This is a genomic window from Proteus vulgaris, assembly GCF_023100685.1.
GTDB lineage: Bacteria > Pseudomonadota > Gammaproteobacteria > Enterobacterales > Enterobacteriaceae > Proteus.
Genome location: NZ_CP090064.1, coordinates 119,637 through 133,763, shown reverse-complemented (window position 1 = coordinate 133,763; position 14,127 = coordinate 119,637). Strand labels below are relative to the sequence as shown.

The 14,127-nt window shown below is 43.4% G+C and carries 13 protein-coding genes, 6 tRNA genes and 3 rRNA genes; 1 reads left to right on the top strand and 21 read right to left on the bottom strand.

Translation table 11 applies throughout. From position 1 onward, the window contains the following. Positions 1-4: 4 nt before the first annotated feature. The 14 genes from rplV to LW139_RS00580 all read right to left on the bottom strand — a co-directional run bounded on the left by rplV (position 5) and on the right by LW139_RS00580 (position 6,419). Positions 5-337 (bottom strand): 50S ribosomal protein L22, encoded by a 333-nt coding sequence (gene rplV / locus LW139_RS00645; protein WP_006535498.1) that lies wholly within the window; start codon positions 335-337, stop codon positions 5-7. 14 nt (positions 338-351) lie between these two features. Next, on the bottom strand, positions 352-630 hold the full coding sequence (gene rpsS / locus LW139_RS00640; RefSeq protein ID WP_004246960.1) for a 30S ribosomal protein S19: 279 nt from the start codon (positions 628-630) through the stop codon (positions 352-354). Between the two features lie 14 nt (positions 631-644). Further along, positions 645-1,469, bottom strand: coding sequence for a 50S ribosomal protein L2 (gene rplB / locus LW139_RS00635; RefSeq protein WP_006535497.1), 825 nt, complete (start codon positions 1,467-1,469; stop codon positions 645-647). Between the two features lie 19 nt (positions 1,470-1,488). Then, positions 1,489-1,791 carry a 50S ribosomal protein L23 gene (gene rplW, locus LW139_RS00630; protein WP_004246962.1) on the bottom strand — a complete coding sequence of 101 codons (303 nt, stop codon included), beginning with the start codon at positions 1,789-1,791 and terminating at the stop codon, positions 1,489-1,491. Then, entirely contained in the window at positions 1,788-2,393 is a 606-nt protein-coding gene (gene rplD, locus LW139_RS00625; RefSeq protein ID WP_023583466.1) for a 50S ribosomal protein L4, read from the bottom strand. The genes rplW and rplD overlap by 4 nt, the downstream gene beginning before the upstream one ends. 16 nt (positions 2,394-2,409) lie before the next feature. Continuing rightward, positions 2,410-3,039, bottom strand: a complete 630-nt coding sequence (rplC, locus tag LW139_RS00620; RefSeq protein ID WP_023583465.1) for a 50S ribosomal protein L3 — start codon at positions 3,037-3,039, stop codon at positions 2,410-2,412. Between the two features lie 32 nt (positions 3,040-3,071). Then, positions 3,072-3,383, bottom strand: coding sequence for a 30S ribosomal protein S10 (rpsJ, locus tag LW139_RS00615; protein WP_001181005.1), 312 nt, complete (start codon positions 3,381-3,383; stop codon positions 3,072-3,074). A 348-nt stretch (positions 3,384-3,731) separates the two neighbouring features. Then, a complete protein-coding gene (gene bfr, locus LW139_RS00610) occupies positions 3,732-4,205 on the bottom strand; it encodes a bacterioferritin (RefSeq protein ID WP_109410208.1) in 474 nt (157 codons plus the stop codon). Positions 4,206-4,282: 77 nt separating this feature from the next. Continuing rightward, a complete protein-coding gene (gene bfd / locus LW139_RS00605; RefSeq protein WP_166539174.1) occupies positions 4,283-4,480 on the bottom strand; it encodes a bacterioferritin-associated ferredoxin in 198 nt (65 codons plus the stop codon). Between the two features lie 221 nt (positions 4,481-4,701). Next, positions 4,702-5,886 (bottom strand): elongation factor Tu, encoded by a 1,185-nt coding sequence (gene tuf / locus LW139_RS00600; protein ID WP_166539077.1) that lies wholly within the window; start codon positions 5,884-5,886, stop codon positions 4,702-4,704. 121 nt (positions 5,887-6,007) lie between these two features. Beyond that, positions 6,008-6,083, bottom strand: a tRNA-Thr gene (locus tag LW139_RS00595). Positions 6,084-6,088: 5 nt separating this feature from the next. Beyond that, positions 6,089-6,163, bottom strand: a tRNA-Gly gene (locus tag LW139_RS00590). Positions 6,164-6,245: 82 nt separating this feature from the next. Continuing rightward, positions 6,246-6,330: transfer RNA gene (locus LW139_RS00585), tRNA-Tyr, on the bottom strand. A 13-nt stretch (positions 6,331-6,343) separates the two neighbouring features. Further along, positions 6,344-6,419 (bottom strand) — tRNA-Thr (locus LW139_RS00580). Positions 6,420-6,855: 436 nt separating this feature from the next. Here LW139_RS00580 and coaA point away from each other — a divergent pair. Further along, positions 6,856-7,803: a type I pantothenate kinase gene (gene coaA, locus LW139_RS00575; RefSeq protein WP_072071181.1), complete on the top strand. Its 948-nt coding sequence runs from the start codon at positions 6,856-6,858 to the stop codon at positions 7,801-7,803. Positions 7,804-7,925: 122 nt separating this feature from the next. On the opposite strand, the gene birA is transcribed toward coaA, so the two are convergent. The 7 genes from birA to LW139_RS00540 all read right to left on the bottom strand — a co-directional run bounded on the left by birA (position 7,926) and on the right by LW139_RS00540 (position 14,118). Continuing rightward, positions 7,926-8,888 (bottom strand): bifunctional biotin--[acetyl-CoA-carboxylase] ligase/biotin operon repressor BirA, encoded by a 963-nt coding sequence (birA, locus tag LW139_RS00570; protein WP_227336284.1) that lies wholly within the window; start codon positions 8,886-8,888, stop codon positions 7,926-7,928. Then, positions 8,885-9,919 carry a UDP-N-acetylmuramate dehydrogenase gene (murB, locus tag LW139_RS00565; protein ID WP_227336283.1) on the bottom strand — a complete coding sequence of 345 codons (1,035 nt, stop codon included), beginning with the start codon at positions 9,917-9,919 and terminating at the stop codon, positions 8,885-8,887. Before murB ends, birA begins: the two co-directional genes overlap by 4 nt. A 161-nt stretch (positions 9,920-10,080) precedes the next feature. Then, positions 10,081-10,196, bottom strand: a 5S ribosomal RNA gene (gene rrf, locus LW139_RS00560). Between the two features lie 51 nt (positions 10,197-10,247). After that, a tRNA-Thr gene (locus LW139_RS00555) sits at positions 10,248-10,323 on the bottom strand. Between the two features lie 43 nt (positions 10,324-10,366). After that, positions 10,367-10,482, bottom strand: a 5S ribosomal RNA gene (rrf, locus tag LW139_RS00550). A gap of 116 nt (positions 10,483-10,598) precedes the next feature. Then, positions 10,599-13,675 (bottom strand): 23S ribosomal RNA (locus tag LW139_RS00545). 367 nt (positions 13,676-14,042) lie between these two features. Then, positions 14,043-14,118: transfer RNA gene (locus tag LW139_RS00540), tRNA-Glu, on the bottom strand. Positions 14,119-14,127 lie beyond the last annotated feature (9 nt).

Here is a 14,127-nt window from a genome sequence, read left to right as displayed (position 1 = left end):
AGTCTCAGCGATCAGACACAACCACAGTGATGTGGCTGGTGCGCTTCAGAATACGATCTGCACGGCCTTTTGCACGAGGCATAATGCGCTTCATAGAAGGACCTTCGTCAACAAAGATCTTAGCTACTTTCAGATCATCAATGTCAGCGCCATCGTTGTGTTCTGCATTAGCAATAGCAGACTCCAGTACTTTCTTCACTAAACCAGCAGCTTTCTTGTTGGTAAAGGTTAAAATTTCCAGAGCTTGCGACACTTTCTTACCGCGAATCAGGTCAGCTACTAAGCGAACCTTCTGAGCAGAAGAACGAGCGTGGCGATGCATAGCGATAGTTTCCATCTCTTCCTCCTACCTTATTTTTTCTTAGCCTTTTTATCGGCTGCATGACCGCGATAAGTACGGGTCGGCGCGAATTCACCCAGTTTGTGACCAACCATTTCGTCGGAAACGTAAACTGGAACATGCTGACGACCATTATGGACAGCGATGGTCAAACCGATCATGTTAGGAAAGATCGTTGAACGACGGGACCAAGTCTTAACAGGCTTTTTGTCACCGCTTTCCACCGCTTTCTCTACCTTCTTCAGCAAGTGCAGGTCAATGAAAGGACCTTTCTTGAGAGAACGTGGCATGGCTTATCCTCTAATTATTTCTTAGTACGACGATGAACGATGAAATGTTCAGTGCGTTTGTTTTTACGGGTCTTCTTACCTTTAGTTTGAACGCCCCAAGGTGTTACAGGGTGTTTACCAAAGTTACGACCTTCACCACCACCATGTGGGTGATCGACTGGGTTCATCGCAGTACCGCGAACGGTAGGACGAATACCACGCCAGCGACTTGCACCAGCTTTACCCAGAACGCGTAACATGTGCTCAGAGTTGCCAACTTCACCGATAGTTGCACGGCAATCAGAAGGAACTTTACGCATTTCACCAGAACGCAGACGAATAGTGACATAAGCACCATCACGAGCAACGATCTGAACGTAAGTACCAGCTGAACGAGCTAACTGACCACCTTTACCTGGTTTCATTTCTACGTTATGAACTGTAGAACCAACCGGGATATTACGCATTGGTAAGGTGTTACCCGCTTTGATAGCAGCATCAACGCCAGACTGAACTTTATCACCCGCTTTCAGGCCTTTTGGAGCCAGAATGTAGCGACGTTCACCATCAGCATACAGCACTAAAGCGATATTAGCTGAACGGTTTGGATCATATTCCAGACGTTCTACTGTTGCAGGGATACCATCTTTGTTGCGTTTGAAGTCAACAATACGGTAAGCCTGTTTGTGACCACCACCAATATGACGGGTAGTGATACGACCATTGTTGTTACGACCACCGGACTTGCTGTTTTTTTCCAGCAATGGCGCATAAGGTTTCCCTTTATGCAGCTCAGGGTTTACCACTTTAACTACGTGGCGACGGCCCGGAGACGTAGGTTTACATTTAACAATTGCCATTGTTCTTTACTCCTCCGACTTACTCAGCGCCGCCGACGAAGTCCAGATTCTGGCCTTCCTTCAGGGTGACGTAAGCTTTTTTCCAGTCGCTACGACGACCAATACGCTGACCGTGACGTTTCACTTTGCCTTTCATCAGCAGAGTGTTAACACTTTCAACTTCGACTTCAAACAGTTTTTGTACAGCTGCTTTAATCTCTGCTTTGGTCGCGTCTTTAGCAACTTTGAGAACGATGGTGTTTGATTTTTCCATCGCGATAGAAGCTTTTTCAGATACATGCGGCGCGCGCAGTACTTTCAGCAGACGTTCTTCACGGATCATGCCAGCATCTCCTCAACTTGCTTCACAGCGTCAGCAGTCATGACGACTTTGTCGAAGGCGATTAAGCTAACAGGGTCGATTGTTGCTGCATCACGTACGTCAACTTTATATAAGTTGCGCGCTGCTAAATACAGATTCTCATCTACATCAGCAGTGATGATCAGAACATCTTCCAGAGCCATATCTTTCAGTTTCTGTGCTAAAAGCTTAGTTTTAGGCGCTTCAACAGAGAACTTCTCTACGACGATCAGACGATCTTGACGTACCAGTTCAGACAGAATGCTCTTCAGAGCACCGCGGTACATCTTTTTGTTTACTTTTTGACTGTGGTCCTGTGGTTTAGCTGCGAAGCTAACACCACCAGAGCGCCAAATTGGGCTCTTGATTGAACCTGAACGTGCACGACCTGTACCTTTCTGTCTCCAAGGCTTTTTGCCTGAACCAGAAACTTCAGCACGGGTTTTCTGAGCACGAGTACCTTGACGAGCACCAGCAGCGTATGCAACGACTACTTGGTGCACAAGCGCTTCGTTAAAGTCACGCCCGAAGGTAGTTTCGGAAACAGTCAGCGCGCCTTGCGCGTCTTTCATTACCAATTCCATTCCTATCTCCTCGACGTTACGCCTTGACAGCTGGTTTAACGATCAGGTCACTGCCAGTTGCACCTGGAACAGCACCTTTGACCAGCAGCAGGTTGCGCTCAGCGTCAACACGTACTACTTCCAGGCTCTGAACGGTAACTTGTTCGTTACCCAGTTGACCTGCCATTTTCTTGCCTTTGAACACCTTACCCGGAGTCTGGTTCTGACCGATAGAACCCGGAACACGGTGAGACAAGGAGTTACCGTGGGTAGCATCTTGAGTACGGAAGTTCCAGCGCTTTACAGTACCAGCAAAACCTTTACCTTTAGATGTTCCAGTAACGTCGACTTTTTTAACGTCAGCGAAAATTTCTACGCTAATGCTTTGACCTACAGTGTATTCTTCGCCTTCGTTCAGACGGAATTCACGTAGTAAGCGGCCAGCTTCGACACCAGCTTTAGCAAAATGACCTGCTTCAGGTTTCAGTACACGGTTAGCTTTTTTGCTACCAGTAGTCACCTGAATGGCACGATAACCGTCTTTCTCCAGATCTCTGACCTGAGTAACACGGTTGTTTTCAATTTCGATAACGGTTACAGGGATTGAAACGCCATCTTCAGTGAAGATACGAGTCATTCCTACTTTCTTACCGACTAAACCAATCATTGTTTCAACCTCTCAATCGCTTGATGACCTGATTAACCTAGGCTGATCTGCACGTCTACGCCGGCAGCCAGATCCAGACGCATCAGAGCATCAACGGTTTTCTCGGTTGGCTCAACGATGTCAACCAGACGTTTGTGAGTGCGAATTTCATACTGATCACGCGCATCTTTATTAACGTGCGGAGAAATCAACACTGTGAAACGCTCTTTGCGAGTCGGCAGTGGGATTGGACCACGAACTTGCGCACCAGTGCGCTTAGCAGTCTCTACGATTTCCGCAGTTGATTGATCAATCAGACGATGATCAAAAGCTTTCAGGCGGATACGGATTCTTTGGTTCTGCATGAGACCAGAGCTCCAACTATTTTTTATAAACGTAAATGATCACTACTCGTACCCATTTCGATTGATGAGAGAGTGTAATCGTTCTGCATATAACTCCCCAATTGGGAGTATTATATTTAATGCAATAAAAAATCTGCATTAGCTGATTAATCAGCCCCACTAAATCAGTGAGCCTGCGCATTATACTTGCCTGAGTGATGAAATCAAGCCAAGAATAAAAAATCATCGATAAAAATAAGTTTTATTATTTAAAAAATGAAAAAAGCAAAGGCAATCTTCATTCCCTTTGCTTTAAATGGATTTGTAAATATTGTCGATAAGAGAAAATTGATACCTTTTTATTGAGGACTATTCTTCAATAATCTGAGCTTGTAAGTAATTTTGAAGCCCCATACGTTCAATTAACTCAAGCTGAGTTTCAATCCAATCAATATGCCCTTCTTCATCAGTTAAAATTTCTAACATTAAATCTCGACTCACATAGTCATGAATAGAATCAGCATACGCTATTGCTTCACGTAAATCTTTGGCACCACCAAGTTCTAATTCAAGATCAGAACGTAGCATCTCTTCAACGTCTTCACCGATATTTAGTTTGCCTAAATCTTGTAAGTTAGGAAGACCCTCTAGAAATAAAATACGCTCAATATATTTATCAGCATGTTTCATTTCATCGATAGATTCATGGTATTCCATTTCATTGAGACGAGTTAGTCCCCAATTTTTGAACATTCGGGCATGCAGGAAATACTGATTAATTGCAACAAGCTCACCACCTAATAATTTATTAAGGTGGGCTATCATTTTTTTATCACCTTTCATTTTTATGCTCCTTTGCTTCCAGTCTTTTTAGTGTAGACCTTTTATACAAAGTGGAGAGAAAGGAAATTTAAAATTTGTTATGCAACTTCAGAAATTTGAGGGTAAAGGACAGATTGCTCACTTTCAATGATTTGACGAGCTTGACGTACACACTTACCGCAACAACTGCCAACGGGCAAGATCTTACGTAATTCATTAATAGTGTGGATTTGATGTTTGTGTACTGTGGAGATAATTTTTTTATCACTCACACCATGACAGAGACAAACGTACATAATAGCAACCTCATTAACTACTCACGCATCGAATAGTAAATGATAACTATTATGATTTCAATTTCTATTTAACTTAGATGTTCTAATCTAATATAGAAACTAACATGATAATAAGAGAATAAGTTGAGGACTAGATTTAGCTAAGATAAAAAGCGCTATTTCTAAATATAAAAAAGGGCATCAACGATGCCCTTTCTCTATAACTTAAAGTAGGTTAGAGATTAACCTAATACTTTAGCAACAACGCCCGCACCTACTGTACGGCCACCTTCACGGATAGCGAAACGTAAACCGTCGTCCATCGCGATTGGGTGAATCAGATCAACGATCATATTGATGTTGTCACCTGGCATTACCATTTCTACGCCTTCTGGTAATTCGATAGTACCAGTTACGTCAGTTGTACGGAAGTAGAACTGTGGACGGTAGCCTTTGAAGAATGGTGTATGACGACCACCTTCATCTTTGCTCAGAATATAAACTTCTGATTCGAATTTAGTGTGTGGCTTGATTGAACCTGGTTTAGCCAGTACTTGTCCACGTTCGATTTCTTCACGTTTAGTACCACGCAGCAGAACACCTACGTTCTCACCTGCACGACCTTCGTCAAGTAATTTACGGAACATTTCAACGCCAGTACAAGTTGTTTTAACTGTTGGTTTGATACCAACGATTTCAACTTCTTCACCAACTTTAACAACACCACGCTCAACACGACCAGTTACTACTGTACCACGGCCTGAGATTGAGAATACGTCTTCGATTGGTAACAGGAATGGTTTGTCAATTGCACGCTCTGGTTCTGGGATGTATGAATCCAGTGCTTCTGCTAATTCAACAATTTTTGCTTCCCACTCAGCTTCGCCTTCCAGTGCTTTCAGCGCTGAACCACGGATTACTGGAGTGTCGTCACCTGGGAAATCGTATTGAGACAGAAGTTCACGAACTTCCATTTCTACTAATTCCAGTAACTCTTCATCATCTACCATGTCACATTTGTTCAGGAATACGATGATGTAAGGAACACCAACCTGACGACCTAACAGGATGTGCTCACGAGTTTGTGGCATTGGGCCATCAGTCGCAGCAACTACCAGGATAGCTCCGTCCATTTGCGCAGCACCAGTGATCATGTTTTTAACATAGTCGGCGTGACCTGGGCAGTCTACGTGTGCGTAGTGACGAGTTGGAGTATCGTATTCTACGTGTGAAGTAGAGATGGTGATACCACGAGCTTTTTCTTCTGGTGCGTTATCGATTTGATCGAATGCACGAGCAGCACCACCGTAAGTTTTAGCTAAAACTGTAGTGATTGCAGCAGTCAGAGTTGTTTTACCGTGGTCAACGTGGCCGATAGTACCAACGTTAACGTGCGGTTTTGAACGTTCAAATTTTTCTTTAGACATTTAAATTGTCCCTCTAAGACACGGAATCGGTGGTTACACCACATCAACCAAGCAGTAAGTAAATTAGCGATTTGCTATTGCTTGTTAAGATTTTATTCAGGGAGGCAAGAACATGAAGGAGTGGTGCTGATAGGCAGATTCGAACTGCCGACCTCACCCTTACCAAGGGTGCGCTCTACCAACTGAGCTATATCAGCACATCTGGAGCGGGCAGCGGGAATCGAACCCGCATCATCAGCTTGGAAGGCTGAGGTAATAGCCATTATACGATGCCCGCAGAACTCGGCTACCTGACTTAAAATCAGCTTTGTATTCTACTCAAGTGTTTACTATTTGAAAACACCTAAGTAAGGAATTAATGGTGGTGGGAGAAGGATTCGAACCTTCGAAGTCTGTGACGGCAGATTTACAGTCTGCTCCCTTTGGCCGCTTGGGTATCCCACCAACTAAATTTTAATGGTGCCGGCACCAAGAGTCGAACTCGGGACCTACTGATTACAAGTCAGTTGCTCTACCAACTGAGCTATGCCGGCTAAGTGGTGCGCATTCTAGGAGGACTTTCATCATGATGCAACAAAAAAATTGCGATATTTGTTCTTTTGCTTATATTTTGTTCGGTTTTGATTGAATTGTTGATTTTTTAGGAAAAAAACGACCAAAATGACAACAACAATTCAAGATAAATTCAAATTCTAATTTATCTTTCAAGCCCTAAATTTATTGCATTTAATAAATTTTTAGAAAAAAAATTAATTACGCACTCACTAGTCTACGCTAAAAAATAATTTCCATGTCTATTTTTTATACTTTTTTTGCAAATTTATTCAGTTCGCGTCAAAAAAAGTAGAAAAATTTTAAAAATATCTACGCCAATGAAGCATGACTCGTTATGATGCTGTTTATTTTTTATCGGATACGGGTGTTTTAAACAGCCTGTCCAACCTGCGAATACTAGGCAGATGTTGGCTTATGAATAACAAAGAACGCTTTATAACCCCTTATTTAGAATTTGACAGAAAGCACTGGGCAACGTTAAGAGACTCTGTTCCTTTAACGCTAACAGAAAAAGAAATTGCAGACTTAAAAGGAATTAACGAAGAAATTTCCATTGATGATGTTATTGAGATTTATCTTCCTCTTTCGAGATTACTCAATTTTTACATTAGCTCTAACCTACGCCGTCAAGCCGTCTTAGAGCAATTTCTTGGCACAAGAAGCGCTAAAATTCCATATATTATTGGTATCGCGGGTAGTGTTGCTGTTGGTAAAAGTACAACGGCTCGCTTGCTACAAGCACTTTTAACGCGTTGGCCAGAGCATCGTAAAGTAGATTTAATTACTACTGATGGTTTTCTTTTACCTAATGCAGAGTTAAAAAAACGCGGGATAATGAAGAAAAAAGGATTTCCTGAATCCTATGATATGCATAGCCTTGTCTCTTTCGTTTCTGATATAAAATCAGGTAAGAAACAAGTGACAGCGCCTGTCTATTCTCATTTAGTATATGACATCATTCCTGATAAGAAACAGGTTATTGAGCAACCTGATATTTTGATTCTTGAAGGATTGAATGTATTACAGAGCAATCAAGATTATCCGCATGATCCACATAATGTTTTTGTATCAGATTATGTAGATTTCTCTATTTATGTTGATGCAGAAGAAGAATTACTAAAACACTGGTATATCAGTCGCTTTTTGAAATTTAGAGAAGGGGCATTTACTGATCCTGAATCGTATTTTAATAATTATTCTAAATTAAGCAGAGAAGAATCTATAGAAATAGCCTCATCCATTTGGCAAGAAATTAATGGATTAAACTTAAAACAAAACATCTTGCCAACAAGAGAGAGAGCAAGTTTGATCTTAACCAAAGGCCATAATCATACAATTAGCAATGTTAGATTACGTAAATAAAACTGAACAATTATTCACTGATTTCTTCTAGTTCTAAATAGATTTAATAATATAAATACCAAAAAAGCTTTCCGATTAGAGAAAGCTTTTTCAATTTCAGACATTCGACGCAATTCAAAACATTAAGATGCACTTCTTAGTGAAATTTCACCACCTATATAAGGTGTAATTTTACCATTTTGCTCTAAAAGTAAAGCCCCTTGATCATTAATACCTTTAGCGATACCAAAGATTTCTTTTTCGCCAATAATCAGTTTTACACGTCTATCCATAAAGTTATCTAAACTTTTCCAGCGTTCTATAAAAACAGACAACCCTTGTTTTTCAAACTGGATAAATGCTTCTCTTAATGCATTAGTAATTTCACAAGCAAGTTCATTTCTGTCAATCTTAATACCAACTTGCTCTAAATTGATCCATTGTTGGTTGATAACCTCATTTTGATTTTTACTCATCGCAATATTGATGCCAATACCCGTTACAATATGAGCAACATCACCCGTCTTCCCTGTTAATTCAACAAGAATACCTGAAAGCTTTTTATCATTTAAATAGAGATCGTTAGGCCATTTTACTTTAACGCCATTTGCGCCAAGTTTTTGCAATACTTCAGCCATAATAACGCCGACAACCAAACTCAATCCTATTGCAGCAGCAGGCCCTTGCTCGAGTTTCCAATACATACTCAAATATAAATTTCTACCAAAAGGCGAGATCCATTGGCGACCTCTTCTACCTCGTCCAGCAGACTGGTATTCAGCAATACATACATCACCTGATTTTAATTCGCTAATACGTTGGATCAAATACTGATTTGTAGAATCTATAACAGGAATAACGCTAGCAGGCTCACCTTTAATATTCTGATTCACAATATCTGCATTCAATAAATTCATTGGCGCATCTAATTGGTACCCTTTTCCAGCAACCGTCTGAACGTCAATACCCCAGCTACGCAATGTTTGAATATGTTTATTAATGCCTGCTCGAGTCATTCCTAAACTTTCGCCTAATTGCTCTCCTGAATGAATATTCCCATCAGCAAGAATTTTAATTAATAATAAAGGAATTGGTGTTTCTTTCATGAAATAGCATCCACAGCATTGATTTCGCCATATTGGCCAATAAAGCGAACTTCTGGCTCTAATTTTACACCGAAGCGTTCTGAGACTTTCTGGCGAATATATGCGGCTAAGTTCACAATATCTTCACCTGTCGCGGTGCCTTCTTTATTAATAAGTACCAGTGCTTGTTTAGTGTGAACTGCCGCACCACCAATTTGATGTCCTTTAAGACCACATTGATCAATCAGCCAACCAGCCGCAATCTTCACACCATCTCGCTGTACATATTGAGGACAAAATGGATATTCTGTTTTTAATTGTTGTGCAATACGAATATCAACAATTGGGTTTTTAAAAAAACTTCCAGCATTACCCGTTATTTTTGGATCTGGTAGCTTGCTCGTTCTCATTAAGCATACAGATTCGAATACATCCTTTGGTGTAACAGTTTCTAATGATAATTTTGATAAATCACCATAAGTAAGAATAGGTTCCCATTTTTTACTTAGTAGTAAACCGACAGCAATAATAGCAAAGCCTTGCTGATAATGATGTTTGAAAATACTGTCGCGATAACCAAACTCGCATTCTTCATTTGTTAATCGACTAATATTGCCTGTACTTAATTCAACAATATCAACATAGGCACAAACATCTTTCAGCTCTTTACCATAAGCACCAATATTTTGTATTGGCGCAGAACCAACATTGCCTGGGATCAACGCTAAATTTTCTAGTCCATAGATATTTTTTTCTAACAGATATTCAATAAGCGCATGCCAACACTCGCCAGCTCCAACATGAACAGACCAATATTGCTCATCTTCAGTAATTTCAATGCCAGCAATACAGTTACGGATAACAATACCATTAAAATCTTCAGTAAATAGCACGTTACTACCGCCACCTAGAATAAGGGTTGGTAATCTCTTCTCATGGGCATTTTGCCAATATGTACAAAGCTCATCTTTATTATTTGCAGTTTCTATTTGGTGAGCTTTTACTCTCAAACCAAATGTATTAAATGCTTGCAATGAAACCGATTCTTTCATGAAAGTCTACCTCATTTAGCTGATAGCTTAGTTTAACAGTCAAGCATCATTGAGGATAGCAAAGTGATAAGTGATTAGAGGAGAGAAAGTATATTTGTGTTTTAAATGTCTTAAACGCAAAAAAGCCAACCCATTGGGTTGGCTTTCTCGTCTTATTTAATGCCTGGCAGTTCCCTACTCTCACATGGGGAGACCCCACACTACCATCGGCGCTACAACGTTTCACTTCTGAGTTCGGCATGGGATCAGGTGGGACCGTTGCGCTATGGCCGCCAAGCAAATTCTGTATTTATAACTGTCTGCTTATGCAGTTATAATAATTTTTTATTGGTGCTGATACCCAGATTCGAACTGGGGACCTCACCCTTACCAAGGGTGTGCTCTACCAACTGAGCCATATCAGCACTAGTGGCTTATTGTCACCGGCTGACACAGCCTAAATTTAATGCCTGGCAGTTCCCTACTCTCACATGGGGAGACCCCACACTACCATCGGCGCTACAACGTTTCACTTCTGAGTTCGGCATGGGATCAGGTGGGACCGCTGCGCTATGGCCGCCAAGCAAATTCTGTTTAATCACCCGTTACTCCGATTTCTCGTCATAACCAGCAATTTCAATCTTAAACAAGCTTACTTCATCTACTTTTTGTCTCTCAGACAAAACACCTTCGGTGTTGTCAGGTTAAGCCTCACGGTTCATTAGTACTGGTTAGCTCAACGTATCGCTACGCTTACACACCCAGCCTATCAACGTCTTAGTCTTAAACGTTCCTTTAGGTCACTCAAGGTGACAGGGAAGACTCATCTCGAGGCAAGTTTCCCGCTTAGATGCTTTCAGCGGTTATCTCTTCCGCACTTAGCTACCGGGCAATGCCATTGGCATGACAACCCGAACACCAGTGGTGCGTTCACTCCGGTCCTCTCGTACTAGGAGCAACCCCTCTCAATCTTCCAACGCCCACGGCAGATAGGGACCGAACTGTCTCACGACGTTCTAAACCCAGCTCGCGTACCACTTTAAATGGCGAACAGCCATACCCTTGGGACCTACTTCAGCCCCAGGATGTGATGAGCCGACATCGAGGTGCCAAACACCGCCGTCGATATGAACTCTTGGGCGGTATCAGCCTGTTATCCCCGGAGTACCTTTTATCCGTTGAGCGATGGCCCTTCCATTCAGAACCACCGGATCACTAAGACCTACTTTCGTACCTGCTCGAGCCGTCACTCTCACAGTCAAGCTGGCTTATGCCTTTGCACTAACCGCATGATGTCCGACCATGCTTAGCCAACCTTCGTGCTCCTCCGTTACTCTTTAGGAGGAGACCGCCCCAGTCAAACTACCCACCAGACACGGTCCCCGATCCAGATTATGGACCTAGGTTAGAACATCAAACGTTAAAGGGTGGTATTTCAAGGTTGACTCCATGCAGACTGGCGTCCACATTTCATAGTCTCCCACCTATCCTACACATCAAGGCTCAATGTTCAGTGTCAAGCTATAGTAAAGGTTCACGGGGTCTTTCCGTCTTGCCGCGGGTACACTGCATCTTCACAGCGAGTTCAATTTCACTGAGTCTCGGGTGGAGACAGCCTGGCCATCATTACGCCATTCGTGCAGGTCGGAACTTACCCGACAAGGAATTTCGCTACCTTAGGACCGTTATAGTTACGGCCGCCGTTTACTGGGGCTTCGATCAAGAGCTTCTCCCTAAGGATAACCCCATCAATTAACCTTCCAGCACCGGGCAGGCGTCACACCGTATACGTCCACTTTCGTGTTTGCACAGTGCTGTGTTTTTAATAAACAGTTGCAGCCAGCTGGTATCTTCGACTGGCTTCGGCTCCGTCCGCAAGGGACTTCACTTACCGCCAGCGTGCCTTCTCCCGAAGTTACGGCACCATTTTGCCTAGTTCCTTCACCCGAGTTCTCTCAAGCGCCTGAGTATTCTCTACCTGACCACCTGTGTCGGTTTGGGGTACGATTGTTGGTAACCTGAAGCTTAGAGGCTTTTCCTGGAAGCAGGGCATCAATTGCTTCACCACCTTAGTGGTTCGTCATCACACCTCAGCATTAAGTGACCGGATTTGCCTAATCACTCTGCCTACATGCTTGAACCGGGACGACCGTCGCCCGGACAACCTAGCCTTCTCCGTTCCCCCATCGCAGTTACCACCAGTACGGGAATATTAACCCGTTTCCCATCGACTACGCTTTTCAGCCTCGCCTTAGGGGTCGACTCACCCTGCCCCGATTAACGTTGGACAGGAACCCTTGGTCTTCCGGCGTGCGGGTTTTTCACCCGCATTATCGTTACTTATGTCAGCATTCGCACTTCTGATACCTCCAGCATACCTCACAGTACACCTTCGCAGGCTTACAGAACGCTCCCCTACCCAACAATACATAGTATTGCTGCCGCAGCTTCGGTGCATGGTTTAGCCCCGTTACATCTTCCGCGCGGGCCGACTCGACCAGTGAGCTATTACGCTTTCTTTAAATGATGGCTGCTTCTAAGCCAACATCCTGGCTGTCTGAGCCTTCCCACTTCGTTTCCCACTTAACCATGACTTTGGGACCTTAGCTGGCGGTCTGGGTTGTTTCCCTCTTCACGACGGACGTTAGCACCCGCCGTGTGTCTCCCGTGATAACATTCTTCGGTATTCGCAGTTTGCATCGAGTTGGTAAGTCGGGATGACCCCCTAGTCGAAACAGTGCTCTACCCCCGAAGATGAGTTCACGAGGCGCTACCTAAATAGCTTTCGGGGAGAACCAGCTATCTCCCGGTTTGATTGGCCTTTCACCCCCATCCACAAGTCATCCGCTAATTTTTCAACATTAGTCGGTTCGGTCCTCCAGTTAGTGTTACCCAACCTTCAACCTGCCCATGGATAGATCACCGGGTTTCGGGTCTATACCCTGCAACTCATTCGCCCAGTTAAGACTCGGTTTCCCTACGGCTCCCCTATACGGTTAACCTTGCTACAGAATATAAGTCGCTGACCCATTATACAAAAGGTACGCAGTCACCCCATCCTCAAATGTCCCGCTTGCTTTTACTGTCAAACTGGCTCGATTTTTTAACTTCCGTTGCTCGTGTACTTCTATGTACACTGCGCGACGGCTTGAAATAATCAACCCATTTTGTAGGTAAACGCTTCGCTGTTTTCGAGTGGTTTGTCCAATCACTCAGTGCAAGGCACTTGAGTGATGGGGCTCCTACTGCTTGTACGTACACGGTTTCAGGTTCTTTTTCACTCCCCTCGCCGGGGTTCTTTTCGCCTTTCCCTCACGGTACTGGTTCACTATCGGTCAATCAGGAGTATTTAGCCTTGGAGGATGGTCCCCCCATATTCAGACAGGATAACACGTGTCCCGCCCTACTCGTCGAGTTCACAATAACAGCATCTTCAGATACGGGGCTATCACCCTTTACTGCCGGACTTTCCAGACCGTTCTCCTGATGCTGCTATTGATTAAGACTCTGGGCTGTTCCCCGTTCGCTCGCCGCTACTAGGGGAATCTCGGTTGATTTCTTTTCCTCGGGGTACTGAGATGTTTCAGTTCTCCCGGTTCGCTTCATGACGCTATGTATTCACGTCATGATAATATCCATTGGATATTGGGTTTCCCCATTCGGAAATCGTCGGTTATAACGGTTCATATCACCTTACCGACGCTTATCGCAGATTAGCACGTCCTTCATCGCCTCTGATTGCCTAGGCATCCACCGTGTACGCTTATTCGCTTAACCTCACAACCCGAAGGTGTTTCTTCTTGAAGACGTCTGGGTGGTGATGGCTGTGCAGATTACATTTCGTCGTTGGGCAGTGCTCGCCATGCTCACATACTCATGTATGTTGCGCTGGCTGTGCGCTGGCCGCCTCGAACTGTAAATTGCTCGCTCATCCCACTTCGATGTCGAAAAACACATTCAAAGTTTGAGATTTTGAGAGACTCATCAATATACCTCGGTGATATATTGATTTGTTTTCAATTTTTCAGCTTGTTCCAGATTGTTAAAGAGCATAATAGTTAAAATAACTTGCTAAAATTATCTTAACTATTCTCTGATTTTCATCAGACATAGTGTGGTACGCCTTTCACTCATACCGCGCAATTGGCGTCCCCTAGGGGATTCGAACCCCTGTTACCGCCGTGAAAGGGCGGTGTCCTAGGCCTCTAGACGAAGGGGACTTCAGTCAG

Coding starts and splice junctions, on each gene's coding strand:
- rplW (WP_004246962.1), bottom strand. CDS start 1,791: ATGATCCGTGAAGAACGTCTGCTGAAAGTACTGCGCGCGCCGCATGTA.
- bfr (WP_109410208.1), bottom strand. CDS start 4,205: ATGAAAGGTGATAAAAAAATGATAGCCCACCTTAATAAATTATTAGGT.
- rplV (WP_006535498.1), bottom strand. CDS start 337: ATGGAAACTATCGCTATGCATCGCCACGCTCGTTCTTCTGCTCAGAAG.
- coaA (WP_072071181.1), top strand. CDS start 6,856: ATGAATAACAAAGAACGCTTTATAACCCCTTATTTAGAATTTGACAGA.
- rpsS (WP_004246960.1), bottom strand. CDS start 630: ATGCCACGTTCTCTCAAGAAAGGTCCTTTCATTGACCTGCACTTGCTG.
- rplB (WP_006535497.1), bottom strand. CDS start 1,469: ATGGCAATTGTTAAATGTAAACCTACGTCTCCGGGCCGTCGCCACGTA.
- tuf (WP_166539077.1), bottom strand. CDS start 5,886: ATGTCTAAAGAAAAATTTGAACGTTCAAAACCGCACGTTAACGTTGGT.
- rplC (WP_023583465.1), bottom strand. CDS start 3,039: ATGATTGGTTTAGTCGGTAAGAAAGTAGGAATGACTCGTATCTTCACT.
- murB (WP_227336283.1), bottom strand. CDS start 9,919: ATGAAAGAATCGGTTTCATTGCAAGCATTTAATACATTTGGTTTGAGA.
- rpsJ (WP_001181005.1), bottom strand. CDS start 3,383: ATGCAGAACCAAAGAATCCGTATCCGCCTGAAAGCTTTTGATCATCGT.
- birA (WP_227336284.1), bottom strand. CDS start 8,888: ATGAAAGAAACACCAATTCCTTTATTATTAATTAAAATTCTTGCTGAT.
- bfd (WP_166539174.1), bottom strand. CDS start 4,480: ATGTACGTTTGTCTCTGTCATGGTGTGAGTGATAAAAAAATTATCTCC.
- rplD (WP_023583466.1), bottom strand. CDS start 2,393: ATGGAATTGGTAATGAAAGACGCGCAAGGCGCGCTGACTGTTTCCGAA.